The following is a 19541-nucleotide window of genomic DNA, read 5'->3' as shown; positions in this document are numbered from 1 at the left end:
AATAGAAGGAGGTTGCATCTATGGATAAGAAAACGTTGCACGACTTGGATTTAAAGGGTAAGAAGGTCTTTTGTCGCGTCGATTTTAATGTACCAATGAAAAATGGTGAGGTAAGGGATGATACGAGAATCAAAGCAGCCTTACCTACTATCAATTATTTGGTTGAACAGGGCGCTATAGTTATTTTAGCCAGCCACCTTGGAAGACCTAAAGGAGAAGTTGTGGAAGAACTGCGGCTTGATCCTATAGCAAATCGACTAAGTGATTTGATTGGCAAAGAAGTTGTTAAAACCGATGCTGTTTATGGAAGCGAAGTTAATGAAGCCGTCTCCAATATAACGGATGGCGACATTTTATTAATTGAAAATGTACGATTTGAGGCAGGAGAAGAAAAAAATGATGCACAACTTGCCCAGAGCTTTGCAGATATGGCTGATGTATATGTGAATGATGCTTTTGGGGCTGCACACCGGGCACATGCCTCCACAACAGGTGTAGCTGAAAAACTACCTGCTGCTGCTGGATTTCTTATGGAGAAGGAAATTAATGTGTTAGGTAAAGCATTAGCTGACCCTGAGCGTCCCTTTACTGCGATAATTGGCGGTGCGAAGGTTAAGGATAAAATAAATGTAATTGATAATTTATTAGACAAAGTAGATAACCTGATTATAGGTGGTGGACTTGCTTACACATTTATCAAAGCAAAAGGATATGAAATAGGAAATTCATTACTTGAAGAAGATAAAATAGATTTAGCTAAAGAATTTATGCAAAAAGCACAAGAAAAAGGTGTAAATCTTGTCTTACCAGTAGACGCTATTGTTGCTGATGATTTTTCAGAAACAGCAAACACGAAAATTGTCGATATTGAAGAAATTCCTGCAGATTGGGAAGCACTTGATATTGGTCCTAAGACTCGTGATAAGTTCACACAAATTATCGAAGCGTCAAAACTGATTATATGGAATGGACCGATGGGAGTGTTTGAGTATAATGCATTCGCCGGAGGTACAAAAGCTGTTGCAGAAGCATTGGCAAACACAAATGGTTATACCGTAATTGGTGGTGGAGATTCGGCTGCTGCTGTTGAAAAATTTGGCTTTGCCGAAGAAATGGATCACGTATCTACTGGTGGTGGAGCTTCCTTAGAGTTTATGGAAGGTAAAGTTCTTCCAGGAGTACAAGCACTAAATGATAAATGAATACAAATAAATTATTATTTTAAGAGGTGAGACGATGCGCAAAAAAGTAATTGCTGGTAATTGGAAAATGAACAAAGTTTTATCAGAAGCAAATCAATTCGTCGGTGAGGTTGCAACAAAAGTACCTAACGACACAAATGTAGAGGCAATTGTATGTGCACCATTTCCCTTTTTAGCTTCTCTTGTGGAAAAAACTAAGGATTCAAACGTGAAAATTGGTGCACAGAACATGTACTTTGAAGAAAGTGGAGCGTTCACAGGAGAAGTAAGCCCTGTAATGCTTCGTGATTTAGGTGTTACGCATGTAGTTTTAGGCCATTCGGAGCGTCGTGAATATTTTAACGAAACAGATGAAATGGTAAACAAGAAGACACATGCTGCATTTAAACATGATTTAACACCAATTGTATGTGTTGGGGAAACGCTTGAACAACGGGATGCAAACGAAACAATGACTCATGTGGAAAACCAAGTAAAACAAGCGATTAAAGGTTTAACAGAGGAACAAGTAGCGGAAACGATTATTGCGTATGAACCAATCTGGGCAATTGGAACAGGAAAGACGGCATCGAGTGAAGATGCAAATGAAGTATGTGCCCACATTCGAAACGTTTTAAAAGACGTTACCTCTGACGTTACGGCTGAAAAAGTAGTTATTCAATACGGGGGAAGTGTGAAACCGGCGACAATTGATGAACTACTAGAACAATCAGACGTAGATGGAGCATTGGTTGGGGGAGCGAGCCTAGAGGCAGAATCGTTCTTACAACTTGTGGAGGCAGGTACGAAATGAATCAGGAAAAGTTAGCTGCATTAATTATTCTCGATGGTTATGCTATCCGCGATGAAGTGATGGGTAATGCAGTAAAACAAGCAAATACACCTAATTTTGACCGGTATTGGGAGAAATACGCACACAACCAATTAATTGCAAGCGGTAAGGCGGTTGGACTCCCTGAAGGACAGATGGGTAATTCGGAGGTTGGCCATTTAAATATTGGTGCAGGTCGAATTGTCTATCAAAGTTTAACTCGTGTTAATTTTTCGATTGAAGAAGGAGCATTTTTTGAAAAAGAAGCCTTTTTAAAATCGATAAATCATGCTAAAGAAAAGAATAAAGCATTACACATCTTTGGATTATTATCCGATGGTGGTGTTCATAGTCATATAAATCACCTTTTTGCATTGCTAAAATTGGCAAGTGATAGTAACCTTGAACGTGTTTATGTTCATGCTTTCTTAGACGGTCGTGATGTTGGACCGCAAACAGCTAAAAAATTTATTCAGGCAACTGAAGATAAAATGAAGGAATTAGGCGTTGGTCAATTGGCAACAATATCAGGACGTTATTATTCCATGGATCGTGACAAGCGGTGGGATCGTGTGAAAAAAGCATACGATGCGATGGTGCACGGAATAGGTCCTACGTATAAAGATCCGTATCAACTAATAGATGATTCCTATGAAAATGGAATATATGACGAGTTTGTTATTCCTGCTGTTCTTACAGACGAGAATGATAAACCTGTTGGAACAGTTGAAGATGAGGATTCTATCATTTTTTATAATTTCAGACCAGATCGTGCTATTCAAATTTCCCGCACATTCGCAAATGATGACTTTCGCGACTTTGATCGTGGAGAAAAGGCGCCAAAAGATTTAGACTTTGTTATGCTGACGAATTTTAGTGAATCTGTAGATGGTTATGTTGCCTATAAGCCAGTCAATTTAGATAATACGATAGGAGAAGTGCTAGCTCAAAACAATATGAATCAATTACGTGTTGCAGAAACGGAAAAATATCCACACGTAACATATTATATGAGTGGTGGTCGCGAACAGGAATTTCCTGGTGAGAAGCGCGTGTTAATTGATTCTCCAAAAGTTCCAACATACGACCTAAAGCCAGAGATGAGTGTATATGAAGTTACCGATGCCCTGTTAGAGGAGCTTGAAACTGGATCACAAAATGCAATTATCCTAAATTTTGCAAACCCGGACATGGTTGGTCATTCTGGAAAACTAGAACCAACTATTAAAGCAATCGAAGCAGTCGATGAATGTCTCGGTAAAGTAGTTGATAAGATTATGGAGCTTGGTGGAAATGCGATTATTACAGCAGACCACGGAAACTCTGATGAAGTTATAACAGTTGATGGAGATCCAATGACTGCACATACGACAAATCCTGTACCCGTAATTGTAACAAAGGAAGGTGCAGAACTTAGAGAAGGCGGGGTCTTAGCAGACTTATCCCCAACCTTACTCGATTTATTAGGGTTAGAACAGCCTAAAGAAATGACTGGTAAATCATTAATTAAATAAAAAAGGAGAGATTTATATGCCATATATTACAGATGTTTATGCTCGAGAAGTATTAGATTCACGTGGTAATCCAACAGTTGAGGTTGAAGTTTTTACAGAATCAGGTGCTTTTGGTGCTGCATTAGTTCCAAGTGGTGCATCAACAGGTGAATATGAAGCGGTAGAACTACGTGATGGCGATAAGGACCGTTACTTAGGGAAAGGTGTTTTAAAAGCTGTTCAGAATGTAAATGAAATAATTGGACCAGAATTACTTGGAATTGATGTAACACGTCAAAACATCATCGATCATTTAATGGTGGAGCAAGATGGTACAGAAAACAAAGGTAATTTGGGTGCCAATGCTATTTTAGGAGTATCTATGGCAGTAGCACATGCTGCGTCAAGCTTCCTGGAAATTCCGCTATACAATTATCTAGGCGGATTTAATGCAAAAACACTTCCAACACCAATGATGAATATCTTAAATGGTGGTGAGCATGCAGACAACAATGTAGATATTCAAGAATTCATGATCATGCCTGTTGCTGCTCCTACATTCAAAGAGGCTGTACGTACTGGTGCTGAAATTTTCCATTCCTTGAAAAATGTTTTGAAGTCAAAGGGCTATAATACATCTGTAGGGGATGAAGGTGGGTTTGCACCAAACCTTGGCTCTAATGAAGAAGCATTACAAACAATTATGGAAGCAATTGAAGCTGCTGGATATAAAGCAGGTGAAGAAATTCAGTTAGCAATGGATGTTGCTGCATCTGAAATTTATGATAATGGCAAGTACAACCTGAAAGGTGAAGGTGTTGTTCGCACTTCAGCTGAGATGGTTGATTGGTATGAAGAGATGGTTAATAAATACCCAATTGTATCAATTGAAGACGGACTTGATGAAAACGACTGGGAAGGATTTAAATTTTTAACAGATCGTATCGGTGACCGTGTCCAACTAGTAGGCGATGATTTATTCGTTACTAATACAGCTAAACTAGCACAAGGTATTGAACAGGGTATTGGAAACTCTATCTTAGTTAAAGTAAATCAAATTGGTACACTAACCGAAACATTTGAAGCCATTGAAATGGCTAAACGTGCTGGATATACAGCAGTAATTTCCCACCGTTCAGGTGAAACAGAAGACGCAACCATTGCTGATATCGCAGTAGCAACAAACGCTGGGCAAATTAAGACAGGTGCACCATCCCGTACAGACCGTGTCGCAAAATACAACCAGTTACTTCGTATTGAAGACGAGCTAGCAGGCATGGGTGAATACGCTGGTTTGAGAGCATTTTACAACTTGAAAAAGTAAATTTTGTATGAAGGGGCGGAGCAATCCGCCTCTTTGTTTTTTTAATGCTGTTTTTGTACGCATTGTTGCTTTTTTTTCTTCATAGTTGATGTATATTGCGACGTACGTGGATTTATTTTCTCGACATTGAGTGCTACAAAACCGCTCCGGTAGAATACTTCGCTTTCCGTGGGCACGGCCTCAGCCCCCGGAAGAAGCAAAGAAAGCTTCTACCGGGGTCTTCGGACACGTGCTGTTCCCACAGGAGTCTACGTATTCTACCTACGCTGGTCATGGCTTTCTAATCATTGTTTGGATAAAACATTTGGAATCTTGTTACTTGAACAGAAAGCTATTATAAGTTGCGAAAAAATGTGACACTCCTGGGGGATGCAGTTCCCGATAGGAGTCGACTGGCCTCCGCTCCAATCAAACACCATAAAGGGGTAGTTTATGCTATAAAAAAACGAAATGATAGCAGTTGTTTAATTTTGGACGTTATACCAGCGGCGGAAATACACGAAGACTCCTGCGGGAGGATAGGCCTAGGTGAGATTCTGAAATGCGTTAGCATGAAGAAGCTCACCAGCCGCCCGCGGAAAGCGAAGTGTATTTCCAGAGCGAGTAACAGTGTCACCCATCATCTAAAGTTATGTCGCAGTTTATATTTATTCTCTCAAAAGCAACAAACTTTATTAAAACAGCCTTTATTAAATAAAAACTGTGTATAACTCTGTACAATTACACTATAACAGTTATTATAAATGCCTCTTATCTACAACTAGATAAGGAGCATTTAAATTTAAAATTATCTAGATACAAACATAGGACAGAACCCATGTGCAATAGATTAGATATAGGATAAGTATCTCAATCAGGGGAGAGGATGTAAATTGGCTCAAAAAGTGTTACTATTTGGTGACATTGGAATTGATGATACGGTCGCACTTATATACGCTTATTTTAATGATGCTGTTGATATAGTAGGTGTGGTGGCAGACTATGGAAGTATCCCCAGAGAGAATGCTGTCGCAAATGTACATTATGTTAGAGGATTATTTGATACTGAAGACACAGAAACTGTTACGGTAATTGGAGGAGCTCGAATCCCGATGACTGGGGAGAGTCCTGTTTTTTATCCCGAGATTCATGGGGAATATGGACTTGGACCTATAGAACCTCCTCCAGCGGAAAATGATATAATCGTTGAAAACTTTCATGAAGTTGTAAACATTATAGAAGAGTATCAGGAAGAGTTATTAATTGTTAATACTGGGCGGTTGACTTCTCTTGCAACCATGTTTATTTTATATCAAAATTTAATGACTAATGTTAAAGGATTTTATATTATGGGTGGGGCATTTTGGGTTCTTAGGTAACGTGACTGCAGTATCAGAAGCTAATTTTCATGGTGATCCTATCGCCGCTCAAACTGTACTAAGGTACGCTCACAACGTTACCATTATCCCGCTTAATGTAACTGAACAGGCAATCGCTACACCACAAATGATTAATTATATTGACGAAGTAGGGGAAACAAAAATAGTAAAAACTTTATTAGATTATTATTATAATTTTTATAAAGAACGTAATCCTAATGTGCAGGGGAGTCCACTTCATGATGTTCTTACATTAATGGCAACAGTACGGGACGATATGTTCCAGTATAGAACATTTCCTGTTCATATCGTCCAAGGGCAAAATGGAGTAGAAAGAGGTCAAAGCATTGCAGATATCCGTCCTTTTGTAGATCAGGAGGAAGGTGCAGAAGAGGAACGACATCGTATTGCTTTCACACTTGATTATCAAAAATTTTATATCGATTTTATGTCGGTAATGACGGGGCAAAGGTTTGGATGAGGAGTATGGATCAAGCATTTTTAGAAAACTTGGCTTATCAAAGCCTTAGTTGCACTTATCTGTTATCATATAATGTAGTTATAGATGGGGAGGATGAGTAAGAATCGAAATTCTAAAAACAATTAAAGAACGTAGATCGATTTATAATTTTAAAACAAAAACAATAGATAATACCATTATAAAAGACATATTCACTTACGGTTCTTATGCTCCAACACATTATATGAAAGAACCTTGGAATGTTAAACTATATCAAAAAGAAGGAAAATATGTATTTGTGGAGGCTATTATTTCAAGCTATAAACGTATAGGACTTTTAAAAAATGATAAAGATCCAAAGACGATAAAAATGATAGAATCCATGAAGTCTTTCTTGTTGGAAATTCCTCACCACGCAGTAGTATATTTTGAAAAAGAAGCAGATCCTGTACGATTTGAAGAGGAGTATGCTGCTGTTTGTGCATTCATTCAAAATACGCAATTAGCAGCATGGGAATATGGTGTTGGTATGCTTTGGACGATTACACCATACATGCATGATCCTAGGTTTTTAGAGGATATAGGTTTAAACAGTGATAACGTGAAAATTGCAGCTGTTATGCAAATGGGTTATCCTGCGAAAGTTCCGAGAGATAAAGGTCGAAAGTCAATAGACGATAAAATGGAGTTTATAGAAAACTAAATAGAAAAGTTACCGCTAACCTGCCGAGTATCAAAATGCCGCCTGAACTAAGCGTTCAGACGGCATTTTAATTTATTTTGTTTTTTCTTTTATAAACTCTTCTACTTCTTCTGCTGTTCCCATTGCTAACAATTTACTCTTATAGGACGCGAGCTTTTCCTTTGATAAATCACGAATTTGTGTACGAGCAGGGAGGATAGACGTTGAACTCATACTGAATTCATCCAATCCAAGACCTAATAAAATCGGAATGGCAATTGGATCGCCAGCCATTTCTCCACACATGCCTGTCCATTTTCCTTCCGAATGTGCTGCCTCAATTACTGTGTTTACCAAGTTTAAGATGGCCGGATGATATGGCTGGTATAAATAGGACACACGCTCGTTCATTCGGTCAGCAGCCATTGTGTATTGAATTAAATCATTCGTACCGATGCTGAAGAAATCCACTTCCTTCGCAAATTGTTTAGCAATTACGGCAGTTGATGGAATTTCTACCATAATCCCAACTTCAATGTGCTCTGCCACTTTTAGGCCTTCGTTTTTAAGATCATGTTTTTCATCCATCAATATTGCTTTAGCTTGACGAAACTCCTCAAGCGTTGCAATCATAGGGAACATAACCTTTAAATTACCATGCACACCAGCACGTAATAATGCTCGTAATTGCGGGCGGAACACATCTTCATTTTCTAAACAAAAGCGGATTGCACGGAACCCGAGAAAGGGATTTAATTCTTTTGGCAGGTCCAAGTAGCTTAATTCTTTATCGCCACCAATATCAAGTGTACGAACAACTACTGGTTTATCACCCATTTGCTCTAAGACAGATTTATAAGCATTATACTGTTCTTCTTCTGTCGGCAGTTCACTTTTGCCCATGTAAAGAAATTCCGTTCGATAAAGCCCAATTCCTTCACCACCATTATTCAAAACACCTGTAACGTCTTCTGGAGTACCAATATTTGCTGCCAATTCCACCTGTTCGCCGTCTTGGGAAATAGTGGGTTCATCCTTTAATTTCGCCCACACTTCTTTTTGTTTCGCAAACGTTTCTTGTTTTTCACGATATTTTGCTAGTTCTTTATCAGACGGGTTTAAAATAAGATTGCCTTCAATTCCATCAACAATAATTAAATCATTTTGTGACACGGTTTCTGTCACCTCTTTTGTACCAACAACTGCTGGTATTTCAAGAGATCTTGCCATAATTGCTGAATGCGAAGTGCGTCCACCAATGTCTGTTGCAAATCCTTTTACAAATTGGCGATTTAATTGTGCTGTATCAGAGGGTGTTAAATCATGTGCGATTACAATAACCTCTTCATCAATCAGTGCTGGATCAGGAAATCTAACACCTAATAAGTGAGCCAATACACGTTTTGTAACGTCATGTATATCAGCAGCACGTTCTCTCATATATTCGTTGTCCATATTTTTGAACATATCAATAAACATGTTTGCAGTTTCTTCTAATGCTGTCTCTGCCATTGCATTCTCAGATGTAATCTTCTCTTTTATCGGATTAATAAGTTCAGGATCACTCAACACAAGTAAATGAGCAGAGAAGATCTCAGCATGCTCATCACCAATTTCTTTTTTTGTATGAGCTTTTATTTTTTCTAGTTCCTGTTTTGAAACGTCCAGTGCTTTATCTAATCGTGCAATTTCTTGCTCTGTGTTTTCAATTGTTATTTGTTCATACGTTAATTCTGGTGTCACCAGTTGATATGCTTTAGCAATGGCAATTCCAGTTGAGGCTGCAATTCCTTGGATGTCTCTCATGTCTTTTTCGACCAACCCTTCAATATGAAATTCATATTTCACTCTACCCTTTATTCTAAACTGTTTGAACATATAGATTCAAGTTAAACAAAGCCATGTCCATAAAATGTTCATTTGTAAGCGGTTTATCGATCATTAGTAATATTTTGTCACCCATGAAAGTATGGTTTCGTAGACTTCATCCTTATTTAGCTCATTTAATAGTTCGTGACGACCATTTTCAAACAGCATGGTTGTAATATCTTGAAGACCTGCATCTTGATAAAGATGAGCCGTCTTCCATATCCCTTTTGCATAATCTCCTACCGGATCAGCATCACCGCTAATTAATAGTACAGGGATATCGTGACGAATTGATTTGTTTAACTGATGATCTTGCATCCTTATCAAACCAGACATGAGATCGTAAAAAAACCGTGCTGTAGGTATGAAGCCTGAATGTGGATCATCCATGTAATCCTGCACCGCTGATTCGTCACCCGATAGCCAGTCAAAGCTTGAATTTTTGCTCTTAATTTTTCTATTATACGAACCGAATGCAAGTGTATTCATCAATTTTGATTCTTCTTTTGGTGGCAATAATGCTGCTAGTCTTTTACCGGCTTGTGATTTAAGTGGTGGAAAATAGCCTGTTCCAGAGAGGATTACCCCATCGATATTTCTGCTATATGTTTGAATATAGTTTCTTACTAGAAAAGACCCCATACTGTGACCAAGTAGAATTATTGGTGTATTTGGATGTTCCGTTTTTATATGTTTTGTAATGACGTGTAAATCATTAGTTGTTTTCTCAAATCCATCTTTTGCTGCAAAATACCCTAGTAATCCTTGTTTCACGCCTGTCTTTCCATGTCCACGGAGGTCATTGCCGTAAACAAATATGTTGTGCTTTACTAAAAAGTTAGCAAATTCGCTATATCGATTAATGTGTTCCACCATACCATGGGCGAGTTGGATAATTGCATTTGGCTTTTTTGTTTCGTTTGACCATTTCTTTACGTAAACTTCTACGCCATCATCCATTTGTAACCAAAATTCATTTTCCATTTCTATTCACCTTTTCATATCTATTTTTTAGTTACCTTTATAATAGAATGAAAATAGAAAAACGTCTAAAATTAAACACCAATATTATAATTTCTAGTAAAATTTACTTGCTATATAATTTGAATTTATGCTAAAGTAACTAGTAGGTATTTGTGTTACAGGAGGTGTCATGGTAGCATGACTGGATTAGTAAACGTATTATTAGTAGTTGATGCAATAATTATGATCGTTTTAGTATTATTACAGACAGGTAAAAGTGCTGGTCTATCAGGTGCTATTTCTGGTGGAGCTGAACAACTATTTGGAAAACAAAAAGCAAGAGGTGTTGATTTAGTTTTACACCGTGGAACAATAGTTACGGGAACATTATTCTTTATTTTAGCTTTCTTGAGTGCATACGTTTTACAATAGACTGTATAACCCTTATCACAATAAAAGTGGTAAGGGTTTTTAATTTCTTAGTAATTAGGGTAAATTAGTTTTATGAGGAAAGATAGCATATCTTGGAAAGTAGTGTATGATTATCAACAGAATAGTTATGCCTAGCTCCAGACCTAGATACTCAAGGCATAAGCAGTACGACTCCGTGTGGTAAAGGTATCAACACCACGCTATTGTTCTACATAAAACAGCAGGAATATAAAAGGAGATGTCGTTTTATGAAAGTTAAACAACCTAAACCTTTTACGTTTGAAGCAGGGCCACGTGCGGTATTGTTATTACATGGGTTTACTGGCCATTCTGCAGACGTGCGAATGCTTGGTAGGTTTTTAGAAAAAAAGGGATATACATCGCATGCACCGATCTACCGTGGACACGGGTTACCTCCAGAAGAATTAATAAAAGCATCTGCAGGAGAATGGTGGGAAGATGTGGAAGAGGCATTTCAGCATTTACAAGAACTTGGCTATAAAGAAATTGCTGTTGCAGGACTATCACTAGGTGGTGTATTAGGTTTAAAGCTAGCTTATTCCAAGAAGCTCAAAGCAGTTATTCCCATGTGTTCTCCCATGTTTTTTGATAACGAAACACAGTTAACAAAAGGTTTTAAGTTTTTTTCAAAAGAATATAAACAATTAGAAGGAAAAGATGAGAAAACCATTAAAGAGGAACTAGATGAACTCATGGATAATTCAACGGAAGTCTTTGAACAAGTAGATGCGTTTATTCATGAGGTAAAAGATCAAATTGATACCATTTACACACCGACATTTGTTGTACAAGCCAGAAAAGACGAAATGATTAATAAAAAAAGTGCAACGTACATCTATGATCATGTTGAGGCAGGTGTTAAGGACATCAATTGGTATGAAGAATCCGGTCATGTTATTACGATGGATAAGGAGAAAGAACAACTCCATGAAGATGTATATCAATTTTTAGAATCACTTGATTGGGAAGAATGATTATATTATCGAAAAAAAGTTAAGAATACTAAAGAAAGAAGGTGAACAAATGAATGATGATTTGAAAGAAGTTATTCGTGATTATTTTAAAGAAAATAATTCAAAGCCCTTATCTGTTGATGAGTTAGAAGAAGTTTTGGAATTAGATCATTCAGAAGGTTTTAAGGAGCTTGTAAAATCCTTAAATGAGTTAGAAGAAACAGGTGAACTGGTTCGAACACGGAAAAACCGGTTTGGACTACCAGAGAAAATGAACTTAATTCGAGGTAAAATTCAAATGCATGCAAAGGGATTTGCATTTTTAATCCCTGATGAAGAAGGACAGTCGGATGTGTATATTCATCACTCAGACTTAGCTTCAGCGATGAACAATGACAAGGTACTAGTACGAATTGAAAAGCGCAATGATGACGGTTCAAGACCAGAAGGAATTGTTATACGAATTCTTGAGCGTGCCGTGCTACAAGTTGTCGGTACGTTCGAAGATAATAGGTCTTTTGGTTTTGTAATAGCAGATGATAAACGGATTCCAAATGATATCTTTGTTCCTAAAAGCATGACAAATGGTGCTGTAAGTGGACATAAAGTTATTGCCCATATTACAAAGTACCCTGAAGGACGCAAGAGTGCTGAAGGTGAGATCATTCATATTCTTGGACACAAAAATGATCCTGGAATTGATATAGTTTCAATTATTCACAAACATGGGATTACAGTAGATTTTCCTGATGAAGTGTTAGATCAAGCAGCCAGTACACCTGAATCCATTTCGGAGACAGAAATACAGAACCGTCGTGATTTACGTGATGAGACGATTGTTACGATTGATGGTGCAGATGCAAAAGACCTTGATGATGCCGTTACTGTACAAAAACTGGATAATGGCAATTACAAGCTTGGTGTTTATATTGCTGACGTTACGTACTATGTTAATGAGGATACACCAATAGATAAAGAGGCACTAGAACGTGGAACGAGCGTATATCTCGTTGATCGGGTTATTCCGATGATCCCACACAGATTGTCAAATGGTATCTGTTCGTTGAATCCACAAGTAGACAGGCTAACACTTGGATGTGAGATGGAAATCAATGCACATGGTGAAGTTGTGAATCACGAAATTTTCCAAAGTGTTATTCAAACAAACGAACGTATGACGTATAAAGATGTGAACAAAATTTTAGTTGATCAGGATGAAATTGTTCGAGAAAGATATAATAAACTTGTTCCGATGTTTGAAAATATGGAAAACCTTGCAGCAATACTACGTGGGAAAAGAATGGGCCGTGGAGCAATTGATTTTGACTTTAAGGAAGCTCAAGTTTTAGTAGATGATAAAGGAAAAGCCGAAGATGTTGTGTTACGTGAACGATCTGTAGCCGAGAAGTTAATAGAAGAGTTTATGCTAGCAGCCAATGAGACGGTTGCAGAACATTTCCATTGGATGGATGTACCGTTCATTCATCGTATTCATGAAGACCCTGATGAAGGGAAACTGCAGCACTTCTTTGAATTTCTAGCAGGACTTGGATATGTTGTAAAAGGAACAGCAAATGAAATACATCCTCAAGCATTACAAAAGGTAATAGAAGAAGTAAAAGGTAAACCAGAAGAAATGATTGTTTCCAAGTTGATGTTGCGGTCTATGAAGCAGGCAAAGTATGACTCACAAGGTGTTGGGCATTTTGGTTTAGCAACTAAATTCTATACACATTTCACTTCACCGATACGCAGATACCCTGATTTAATTGTACATCGACTAATTCGTACGTATCTTATTGAAAAGCAATTGGGTGAGAAAACGATACAACGATGGAAAGAAAGTTTGCCCGAAATTGCAAGACATACATCTGAAAGGGAACGGGCTGCAGTTGATGCAGAACGAGAAACAGATGATTTGAAAAAAGCAGAATATATGCAGGATAAAATAGGGGAAGAATTTACCGGTGTAATTAGTTCCGTTACAAACTTTGGCTTATTCGTTGAATTAGAAAATACAGTTGAAGGACTTGTACATGTAAGTAATTTAACGGATGACTACTATAAATACGATGACAGGAATTACGCTATGATAGGAGAGCGAACTGGTAATATATATCGGATCGGTGATGAGATCAAGATAAAGGTTGAAGGTGTTAATCTGGATGAACGTGCTGTGGATTTTGAATTAGTTGATGCAATAACTAGTTCAGGAATTAAAAATGGCAAATCAAATCAAAAGACTCGAAAGAAGATAAAAGCCAAAAAGAAAAAATAACGTTGGTTTGAATAGTTTAAAGACTGTTTCTGAAGAATATAAAAACAGAAACAGTCTTTTTTGCTTTTTGAAATAATTTAAATTCTTTCATAATACGTACAATATTATTTTCTCATAATTATTAAAAATTTGTTGCATTTATTTACCTAATAGAATAATATGAGTCTATAATTAAAGAGTTTCCTTAAGGAAACTTTCGTTAATATGTACAACAAAGGGGTATGTATGATGTCAGATGTTTTACTTGCTTTTCTATTCACGCTAGTCGCTGGCCTTGCCACTGGAATAGGTAGTTTGTTGGCATTTTTTGCGAAAACAACTAATACAAAATTCTTATCATTTGCGCTAGGATTTTCAGCAGGTGTTATGATATATGTTTCATTTGTTGATATTTTTGTAAAAGCAAATGACGCATTAGTCGGTGAACTTGGTGAACAAGGAGGCAGTTGGCTAACCGTTTCTTCATTTTTTGGAGGTATGCTGTTAATAGCCTTAATCGATAAGTTTATTCCCAAACATTCCAATCCACATGAAATGAAAAAAATTGAAGACATGAAAAAACCAGGATCAGCAATCAATGATCCTGCATTATTGAAAATGGGTGTCTTTACAGCGTTGGCGATAGGTATTCACAACTTCCCAGAAGGCATTGCGACGTTCGTATCTACTTTACAAGATCCAGCATTAGGCTTGGCAATTGCGATCGCTATTGCCATCCATAATGTGCCAGAGGGAATTGCCGTTTCTGTTCCAATTTATTATGCAACTGGTGACAAGAAAAAGGCATTTAAGTTATCAGTTTTGTCCGGATTGTCTGAACCGATTGGTGCAATTGCAGCATTTTTAATTCTAATGCCATTTTTAAATGATATAACATTTGGTGTAATATTCGCTAGCGTAGCTGGGATTATGGTGTTTATTTCATTGGATGAACTATTACCTGCAGCCAAGAAGTATGACGAAGCTCATTTATCGATATACGGATTAATAAGTGGGATGGCTGTAATGGCGGTTAGTTTATTACTGATTATCTAATCAGGATGAGGCTGTATCCAATTTTGGGTGTGGTCTTATTACTCGAGACATAACCACTAGGCACTCCTAGCTTTTGTTTCTTGGAATAATAACGAATGTTTGGTAAAATAAGTTGCACGTAGAAGTAGGAGGAAGTATGTATGCCTAAAGGAAAAGGAAATGCGATAGCCCAAAACAAAAAAGCGTCACACGATTATTTTATTGAAGAAACCTATGAAGCAGGAATTGTTTTGCAAGGTACTGAGATTAAATCAATTCGTGCTGGTCGTGTAAATCTAAAGGATTCGCACGCACGTATTAATCGTGGTGAAATGCAAATAATTAATTTACACATTGCTACGTATGAACAAGGAAACCGTTTTAATCATGATCCTACACGTACTCGCAAATTGTTATTACATCGTAAAGAAATTGACAAATTAATTGGTTTAACCCAACAACAAGGTTATGCATTAGTACCTTTAAAAATGTATATTAAAAATGGTTTTGCCAAGGTTTTGATTGGTCTTGGTAAGGGGAAGAAGAAATACGATAAACGGGAAGACTTGAAACGAAAACAAATGAAGCGTGATGTTGATCGTGCAATAAAGGATCACATGAGCTAATCTGATAAATAGCTTGTAAAACCTTCCAGTCCTTGAATTTAACGTGATATATGGTATAATAGTTATTGTTGAAGATGACTAACAATTAATTAAATAAGTGCTCGATTTTTTCCCGAGCGTTTCTCCTAAATGGGGACGTTACGGATTCGACAGGGGTAGATTGAGCTCAGGTTGCGCGTCGAGGTTACGGCTCGTAAAACGTTACTCGCCTATAATAATTGGCAAAAATAATCAACCTGCTTTAGCAGCTGCGTAAGTAGTTCTAAAGCGATCCTTCCTGCTATCGCCCGTGTGGCAGATTGAAGGGTCTCAAATGAAGCGGGCTACACTGTCATCCACCGTCTGAGGATGAGAGTTGAAATTAATCAGACTAGCTACTCGGAAGCCTGTTGGTAGGCTGGTGAGTTTAGTGAATTTTAATATACCGACTATGCGTGTAGAAGCCTGAGTGGCAATATCTCTGGACGTGGGTTCGATTCCCACCGTCTCCACCAATACATATGTTGGTGGTTTTTTTATGTTCAAAAACCAATTTTTAACGCTCTTATAATTTTAAGAACTTTGCCTACTCCATTTTAGGTATATTCCCATAGGCTGTAATGTAAGTATTAAATCAGCTGATAAAAAGGATAATTGTGTATGTATAGAAGTGGGTACGGTGACCCACCCCACCTAAGACAACTTGGACCTGGATATGGCGGGCTCGGACCAGTCGCTACAGGACTTTTAGGTTAGGTGGAGGATTAATGAATCCAAATTATAATGGATATGGACCAGGATATAGCGGATATGGAAATCCAGGAAACTTTGGCTATGGTTATGGAAATCCCGGACATGGACCAGGTTTTTTCTAGATAATAGAAGTTAAGTCACCCATTTAGTATGATTGATGGGTGACTTCTTAAAGTTAAAAATAGTTGATTCATTCATCGATTTAAGCAATCATTGTCATAAGAAAAGATAAAGAATAGAAAAGGGGAATATTATGCGTACATATCCAAATGTAGTTGAAACGAAAGAACTAATTAAGAAATTAGTTTCCATACCAAGTCCTTCAGGTAATACTGCGGAAGTCATTCAATATGTTGAGGACTTTTTACAGGAATTAAATGTAGAAACGAAACGTAACCGTAAAGGTGGCTTAATCGCAACATTACCTGGTGCAAATGACAACGAACATAGAATGTTAACAGCTCATGTGGATACACTTGGTGCAATGGTTAAAGAAGTAAAAAGCAATGGACGTCTTCGTCTTGATCTTATAGGTGGATTCAAATATAACGCTATTGAAGGAGAGTATTGCGAAATTCAAACATCAAGCGGAAGCGGAAAGGTTTTTACAGGAACCATTTTAATGCGTCAAACATCTGTTCATGTATATAAGGATGCAGGGGATGCAAAACGTAATCAGGAAAATATGGAAGTTCGAATCGATGCAAAAGTGGAAAACGCTGAAGAAATACGTGAACTCGGAATTGAAGTAGGTGATTTTGTTTCATTTGATCCTCGAGTTCAAGTTACGGATAATGGCTTCATGAAATCCCGTCATTTAGATGACAAAGCGAGTGTTGGCATTCTTATGCAACTTATCAAGAGACTTAAAGAAGAAGATGCAAAACTTCCGTATACGACTCATTTTCTTATCTCCAACAATGAGGAAATTGGCTATGGTGGGAATTCTAATGTTACACCTGAGACTGTTGAGTATTTAGCAGTTGATATGGGGGCGATGGGGGATGGACAATCTACTAATGAATATACCGCTTCTATTTGTGTGAAGGATGCAAGCGGTCCTTATCATTACGGACTACGGAAGCATCTGGTTGAACTTGCAGAAACGAATGGGATCGGTTATAAATTGGATATCTATCCGTACTATGGATCTGATGCATCTGCTGCAATTAAAGCAGGAAATGATATCATTCATGGACTTATCGGACCAGGAATAGATTCATCTCATGCTTATGAAAGAACACATGACAAATCTTTAGAAAACACTGAAAAATTAGTCTATCACTATGTTCTTTCCGAATTGGTTTCGTATTAAATAAAAGCGAACTCATCACTTGGTGGTGAGTTCGCTTTTTTTAATAGTAAGGACAGGGTAACTGTAGAGCTTTGTATAATCATTTACAGAATCAGCTTTGTTAAGCTCCAGTACTTTTGATCTTACAATACATAACTATATATGCAGAAAAAATGAAAGAAGCTACCAAATAAAATAAATACATGAAAAATCTCATGAAAGCCAACATGTTTAAAAGATAAGAACTTAGGTTTCAGCCAATAAATAATTGCTCCAATTGTGTAGAACAAACCACCTAAAACTAATAACAGCATTCCGTTGAAACCAATAATTGGCAGAAGAGAGGAACTGAAGAAAATAACAATCCAGCCCATCACCACGTATAGCGCTGTTGATAACCATCTGGGAGCGTGAAACCATACTAGTTTAAAGGTAACTCCCAATAGTGCAATCATGTTAATTACAGCAAATAAAACCCAACCGGTAACTCCATTTAAACTAATGAGGCACAAGGGTGTATATGTTCCTGCGATCAATACGAAAATCATCGAATGATCAATTCGTCTTAAAAATGCAATGACATGGTCTTTTGCAACTACCATGTGATAGGTGGCAGAAGCTGCATACAACAGAATCATGCTAATTCCAAAAATAATAACTGCCATAACAGCAAGTGCAGAATCTGCAGTAGTTGAAGCCTTGATAACTAATGCAAGTAACCCTGCAAAAGATAATATTGCTCCGAATAAATGTGTAAGTCCATTAATAGGTTCTCGAATATAAACACCCATGTTTTTCAACACCTTATATTATGATATAGCTTAAAAAACTATATAACTATAATATAGGAAACCTGAAATGAGTAAAAGTAATCGATACTAACTTTAAAAAATGGAGCACTAGTTACCCGTTTTAAGTCGTTTACGGGCTGAATTTAAAGGTGTGGAGATTAATCGGTGTCCTGCAGCTTTAGCAAGTCCAAAAACGGGCATATTTCCGTAAACACTTTCATAATTTCCCTTTTCGATTACGTATGTTTCATGATAAATCCCTACGGCGTTATTATTTCCTATTTTTTTGTTAAATCTTCTCCATGCAGTTAAATGTGTGGGGCCTTTGGCGTAGGTAATCAGATCATCTGATGAACGCCAATACTGGACTAACAGAGTTGTACGGAGACTAAAGAAAGATTCCATTGATAAAAAGCCGGTTTTCTTATTCATATAAAGCTCACGAATCATTGGAGGCATTGCAGTAAAAACAGGTAACCATTTATGGATGGCCCACCATTTATTTATCCGCATGCCAATAAGAAATACAACAACATTTTCTTCCTGTTCTGTTGTGTAGCGACCAGGAAATACTTCTTTACCCAAAATATCACACCCTCTTATTCTTTTAATTTTTCTTGCGTATCTTCACACCATTCGATGGCTGCTTTTGTCGTTCTTTTGCCGTAGTCGAGTGTAATAAGCCAAAATGGAGAATCTGCTTGATCTAATAAGTTTTCAGTAATTAGTTGTTCAATAGATAGATATGTATGGTAACGTTCAGTAAGTTGATTTAAGTAGTGATCAATTTGGTTAATTGTAATGTCTGCATGCTGGTGACGGCTAAAGAATAATTTTAGCAAAAGTTCATTTTTTTCAGTAGGGATAGCTTCTATTGGATTATTAAGCCATGACTGTAGAGCGGTTTTCCCGTCCGAGGTTAAATAATATTCTTTTTTGTTCGGTTTGCCAGTTTGGGTAGTGTCTTTAACGGTTGCTAACCCCTCTTCAACTAACTGTTTCAAAGTAGGATATATCTGCCCATAACTAATTTTCCAGAAATGGTTTAGACTACCGTCAATCATTTGTTTAATGGAATATCCTGAATGACACCCTGTTGTAAGTAAGCCAAGTATTGCATATTTTGTATGATTTTCTTTTGTCATAATACCACCCTATATCAAGTTACTATATATCAATTAGATATATAGTAACAGAAAAGCTTTAAATTGAAAACATTATAAAGGATTATTTTTAAA

The 19541-nt window shown here is 37.2% G+C and carries 16 protein-coding genes, 1 other RNA gene and 1 pseudogene; 13 read left to right on the top strand and 5 right to left on the bottom strand.

The window, feature by feature from the left end; genetic code table 11:
* Window positions 1-20: 20 nt before the first annotated feature.
* The 6 genes and pseudogenes from ACFQ3N_RS10515 (at window position 21) to ACFQ3N_RS10490 (ending at window position 7351) form a co-directional block, all read left to right on the top strand.
* Window positions 21-1202, top strand: a complete 1182-nt coding sequence (locus ACFQ3N_RS10515) for a phosphoglycerate kinase (protein WP_390362153.1) — start codon at window positions 21-23, stop codon at window positions 1200-1202.
* 34 nt (window positions 1203-1236) lie between these two features.
* The gene (gene tpiA / locus ACFQ3N_RS10510; protein WP_390362151.1) at window positions 1237-1995 is read left to right on the top strand and encodes a triose-phosphate isomerase; all 759 of its coding nucleotides are present in this window, start codon (window positions 1237-1239) and stop codon (window positions 1993-1995) included.
* Window positions 1992-3527 carry a 2,3-bisphosphoglycerate-independent phosphoglycerate mutase gene (gpmI, locus tag ACFQ3N_RS10505; RefSeq protein WP_390362149.1) on the top strand — a complete coding sequence of 512 codons (1536 nt, stop codon included), beginning with the start codon at window positions 1992-1994 and terminating at the stop codon, window positions 3525-3527. The genes tpiA and gpmI overlap by 4 nt, the downstream gene beginning before the upstream one ends.
* A 16-nt stretch (window positions 3528-3543) precedes the next feature.
* A complete protein-coding gene (eno, locus tag ACFQ3N_RS10500; RefSeq protein WP_390362147.1) occupies window positions 3544-4830 on the top strand; it encodes a phosphopyruvate hydratase in 1287 nt (428 codons plus the stop codon).
* Window positions 4831-5702: 872 nt separating this feature from the next.
* Window positions 5703-6669, top strand: a pseudogene (locus tag ACFQ3N_RS10495) (nucleoside hydrolase).
* Window positions 6670-6772: 103 nt separating this feature from the next.
* A complete protein-coding gene (locus ACFQ3N_RS10490; RefSeq protein WP_390362303.1) occupies window positions 6773-7351 on the top strand; it encodes a nitroreductase family protein in 579 nt (192 codons plus the stop codon).
* A 72-nt stretch (window positions 7352-7423) separates the two neighbouring features.
* On the opposite strand, the gene ptsP is transcribed toward ACFQ3N_RS10490, so the two are convergent.
* Both ptsP and ACFQ3N_RS10480 read right to left on the bottom strand, forming a co-directional pair.
* Window positions 7424-9136, bottom strand: coding sequence for a phosphoenolpyruvate--protein phosphotransferase (gene ptsP, locus ACFQ3N_RS10485; protein ID WP_390362145.1), 1713 nt, complete (start codon window positions 9134-9136; stop codon window positions 7424-7426).
* Between the two features lie 135 nt (window positions 9137-9271).
* On the bottom strand, window positions 9272-10183 hold the full coding sequence (locus tag ACFQ3N_RS10480) for an alpha/beta hydrolase (RefSeq protein ID WP_390362143.1): 912 nt from the start codon (window positions 10181-10183) through the stop codon (window positions 9272-9274).
* A gap of 177 nt (window positions 10184-10360) precedes the next feature.
* Here ACFQ3N_RS10480 and secG point away from each other — a divergent pair, with 177 nt between their 5' ends.
* From secG to ACFQ3N_RS10445, 7 genes are all read left to right on the top strand, one after another.
* Window positions 10361-10594 carry a preprotein translocase subunit SecG gene (gene secG, locus ACFQ3N_RS10475; protein ID WP_390362141.1) on the top strand — a complete coding sequence of 78 codons (234 nt, stop codon included), beginning with the start codon at window positions 10361-10363 and terminating at the stop codon, window positions 10592-10594.
* Between the two features lie 248 nt (window positions 10595-10842).
* A complete protein-coding gene (locus ACFQ3N_RS10470; RefSeq protein WP_390362139.1) occupies window positions 10843-11589 on the top strand; it encodes an alpha/beta hydrolase in 747 nt (248 codons plus the stop codon).
* A 49-nt stretch (window positions 11590-11638) separates the two neighbouring features.
* Window positions 11639-13846 carry a ribonuclease R gene (rnr, locus tag ACFQ3N_RS10465; protein WP_390362301.1) on the top strand — a complete coding sequence of 736 codons (2208 nt, stop codon included), beginning with the start codon at window positions 11639-11641 and terminating at the stop codon, window positions 13844-13846.
* A gap of 225 nt (window positions 13847-14071) precedes the next feature.
* Window positions 14072-14881: a zinc transporter ZupT gene (gene zupT / locus ACFQ3N_RS10460; protein WP_390362137.1), complete on the top strand. Its 810-nt coding sequence runs from the start codon at window positions 14072-14074 to the stop codon at window positions 14879-14881.
* A 140-nt stretch (window positions 14882-15021) separates the two neighbouring features.
* The gene (gene smpB / locus ACFQ3N_RS10455) at window positions 15022-15486 is read left to right on the top strand and encodes an SsrA-binding protein SmpB (protein ID WP_390362135.1); all 465 of its coding nucleotides are present in this window, start codon (window positions 15022-15024) and stop codon (window positions 15484-15486) included.
* A gap of 131 nt (window positions 15487-15617) precedes the next feature.
* Window positions 15618-15980: a transfer-messenger RNA gene (ssrA, locus tag ACFQ3N_RS10450) on the top strand.
* Between the two features lie 491 nt (window positions 15981-16471).
* On the top strand, window positions 16472-17533 hold the full coding sequence (locus ACFQ3N_RS10445; protein WP_390362134.1) for a M42 family metallopeptidase: 1062 nt from the start codon (window positions 16472-16474) through the stop codon (window positions 17531-17533).
* Between the two features lie 122 nt (window positions 17534-17655).
* Here ACFQ3N_RS10445 and trhA read toward each other — a convergent pair whose 3' ends face one another.
* From trhA to ACFQ3N_RS10430, 3 genes are all read right to left on the bottom strand, one after another.
* A complete protein-coding gene (gene trhA / locus ACFQ3N_RS10440; RefSeq protein ID WP_390362132.1) occupies window positions 17656-18303 on the bottom strand; it encodes a PAQR family membrane homeostasis protein TrhA in 648 nt (215 codons plus the stop codon).
* Window positions 18304-18411: 108 nt separating this feature from the next.
* Window positions 18412-18888: a DUF4188 domain-containing protein gene (locus ACFQ3N_RS10435; protein ID WP_390362130.1), complete on the bottom strand. Its 477-nt coding sequence runs from the start codon at window positions 18886-18888 to the stop codon at window positions 18412-18414.
* Between the two features lie 14 nt (window positions 18889-18902).
* A complete protein-coding gene (locus tag ACFQ3N_RS10430) occupies window positions 18903-19448 on the bottom strand; it encodes a PadR family transcriptional regulator (protein ID WP_390362128.1) in 546 nt (181 codons plus the stop codon).
* Window positions 19449-19541: the final 93 nt, after the last annotated feature.

Origin of the sequence: Virgibacillus byunsanensis (genome assembly GCF_042675965.1) — a bacterium.
GTDB lineage: Bacteria > Bacillota > Bacilli > Bacillales > Amphibacillaceae > Virgibacillus_R > Virgibacillus_R byunsanensis.
Note: the sequence above shows the minus strand (reverse complement) of the source record. Positions and strands in the feature narration are given on the sequence as shown.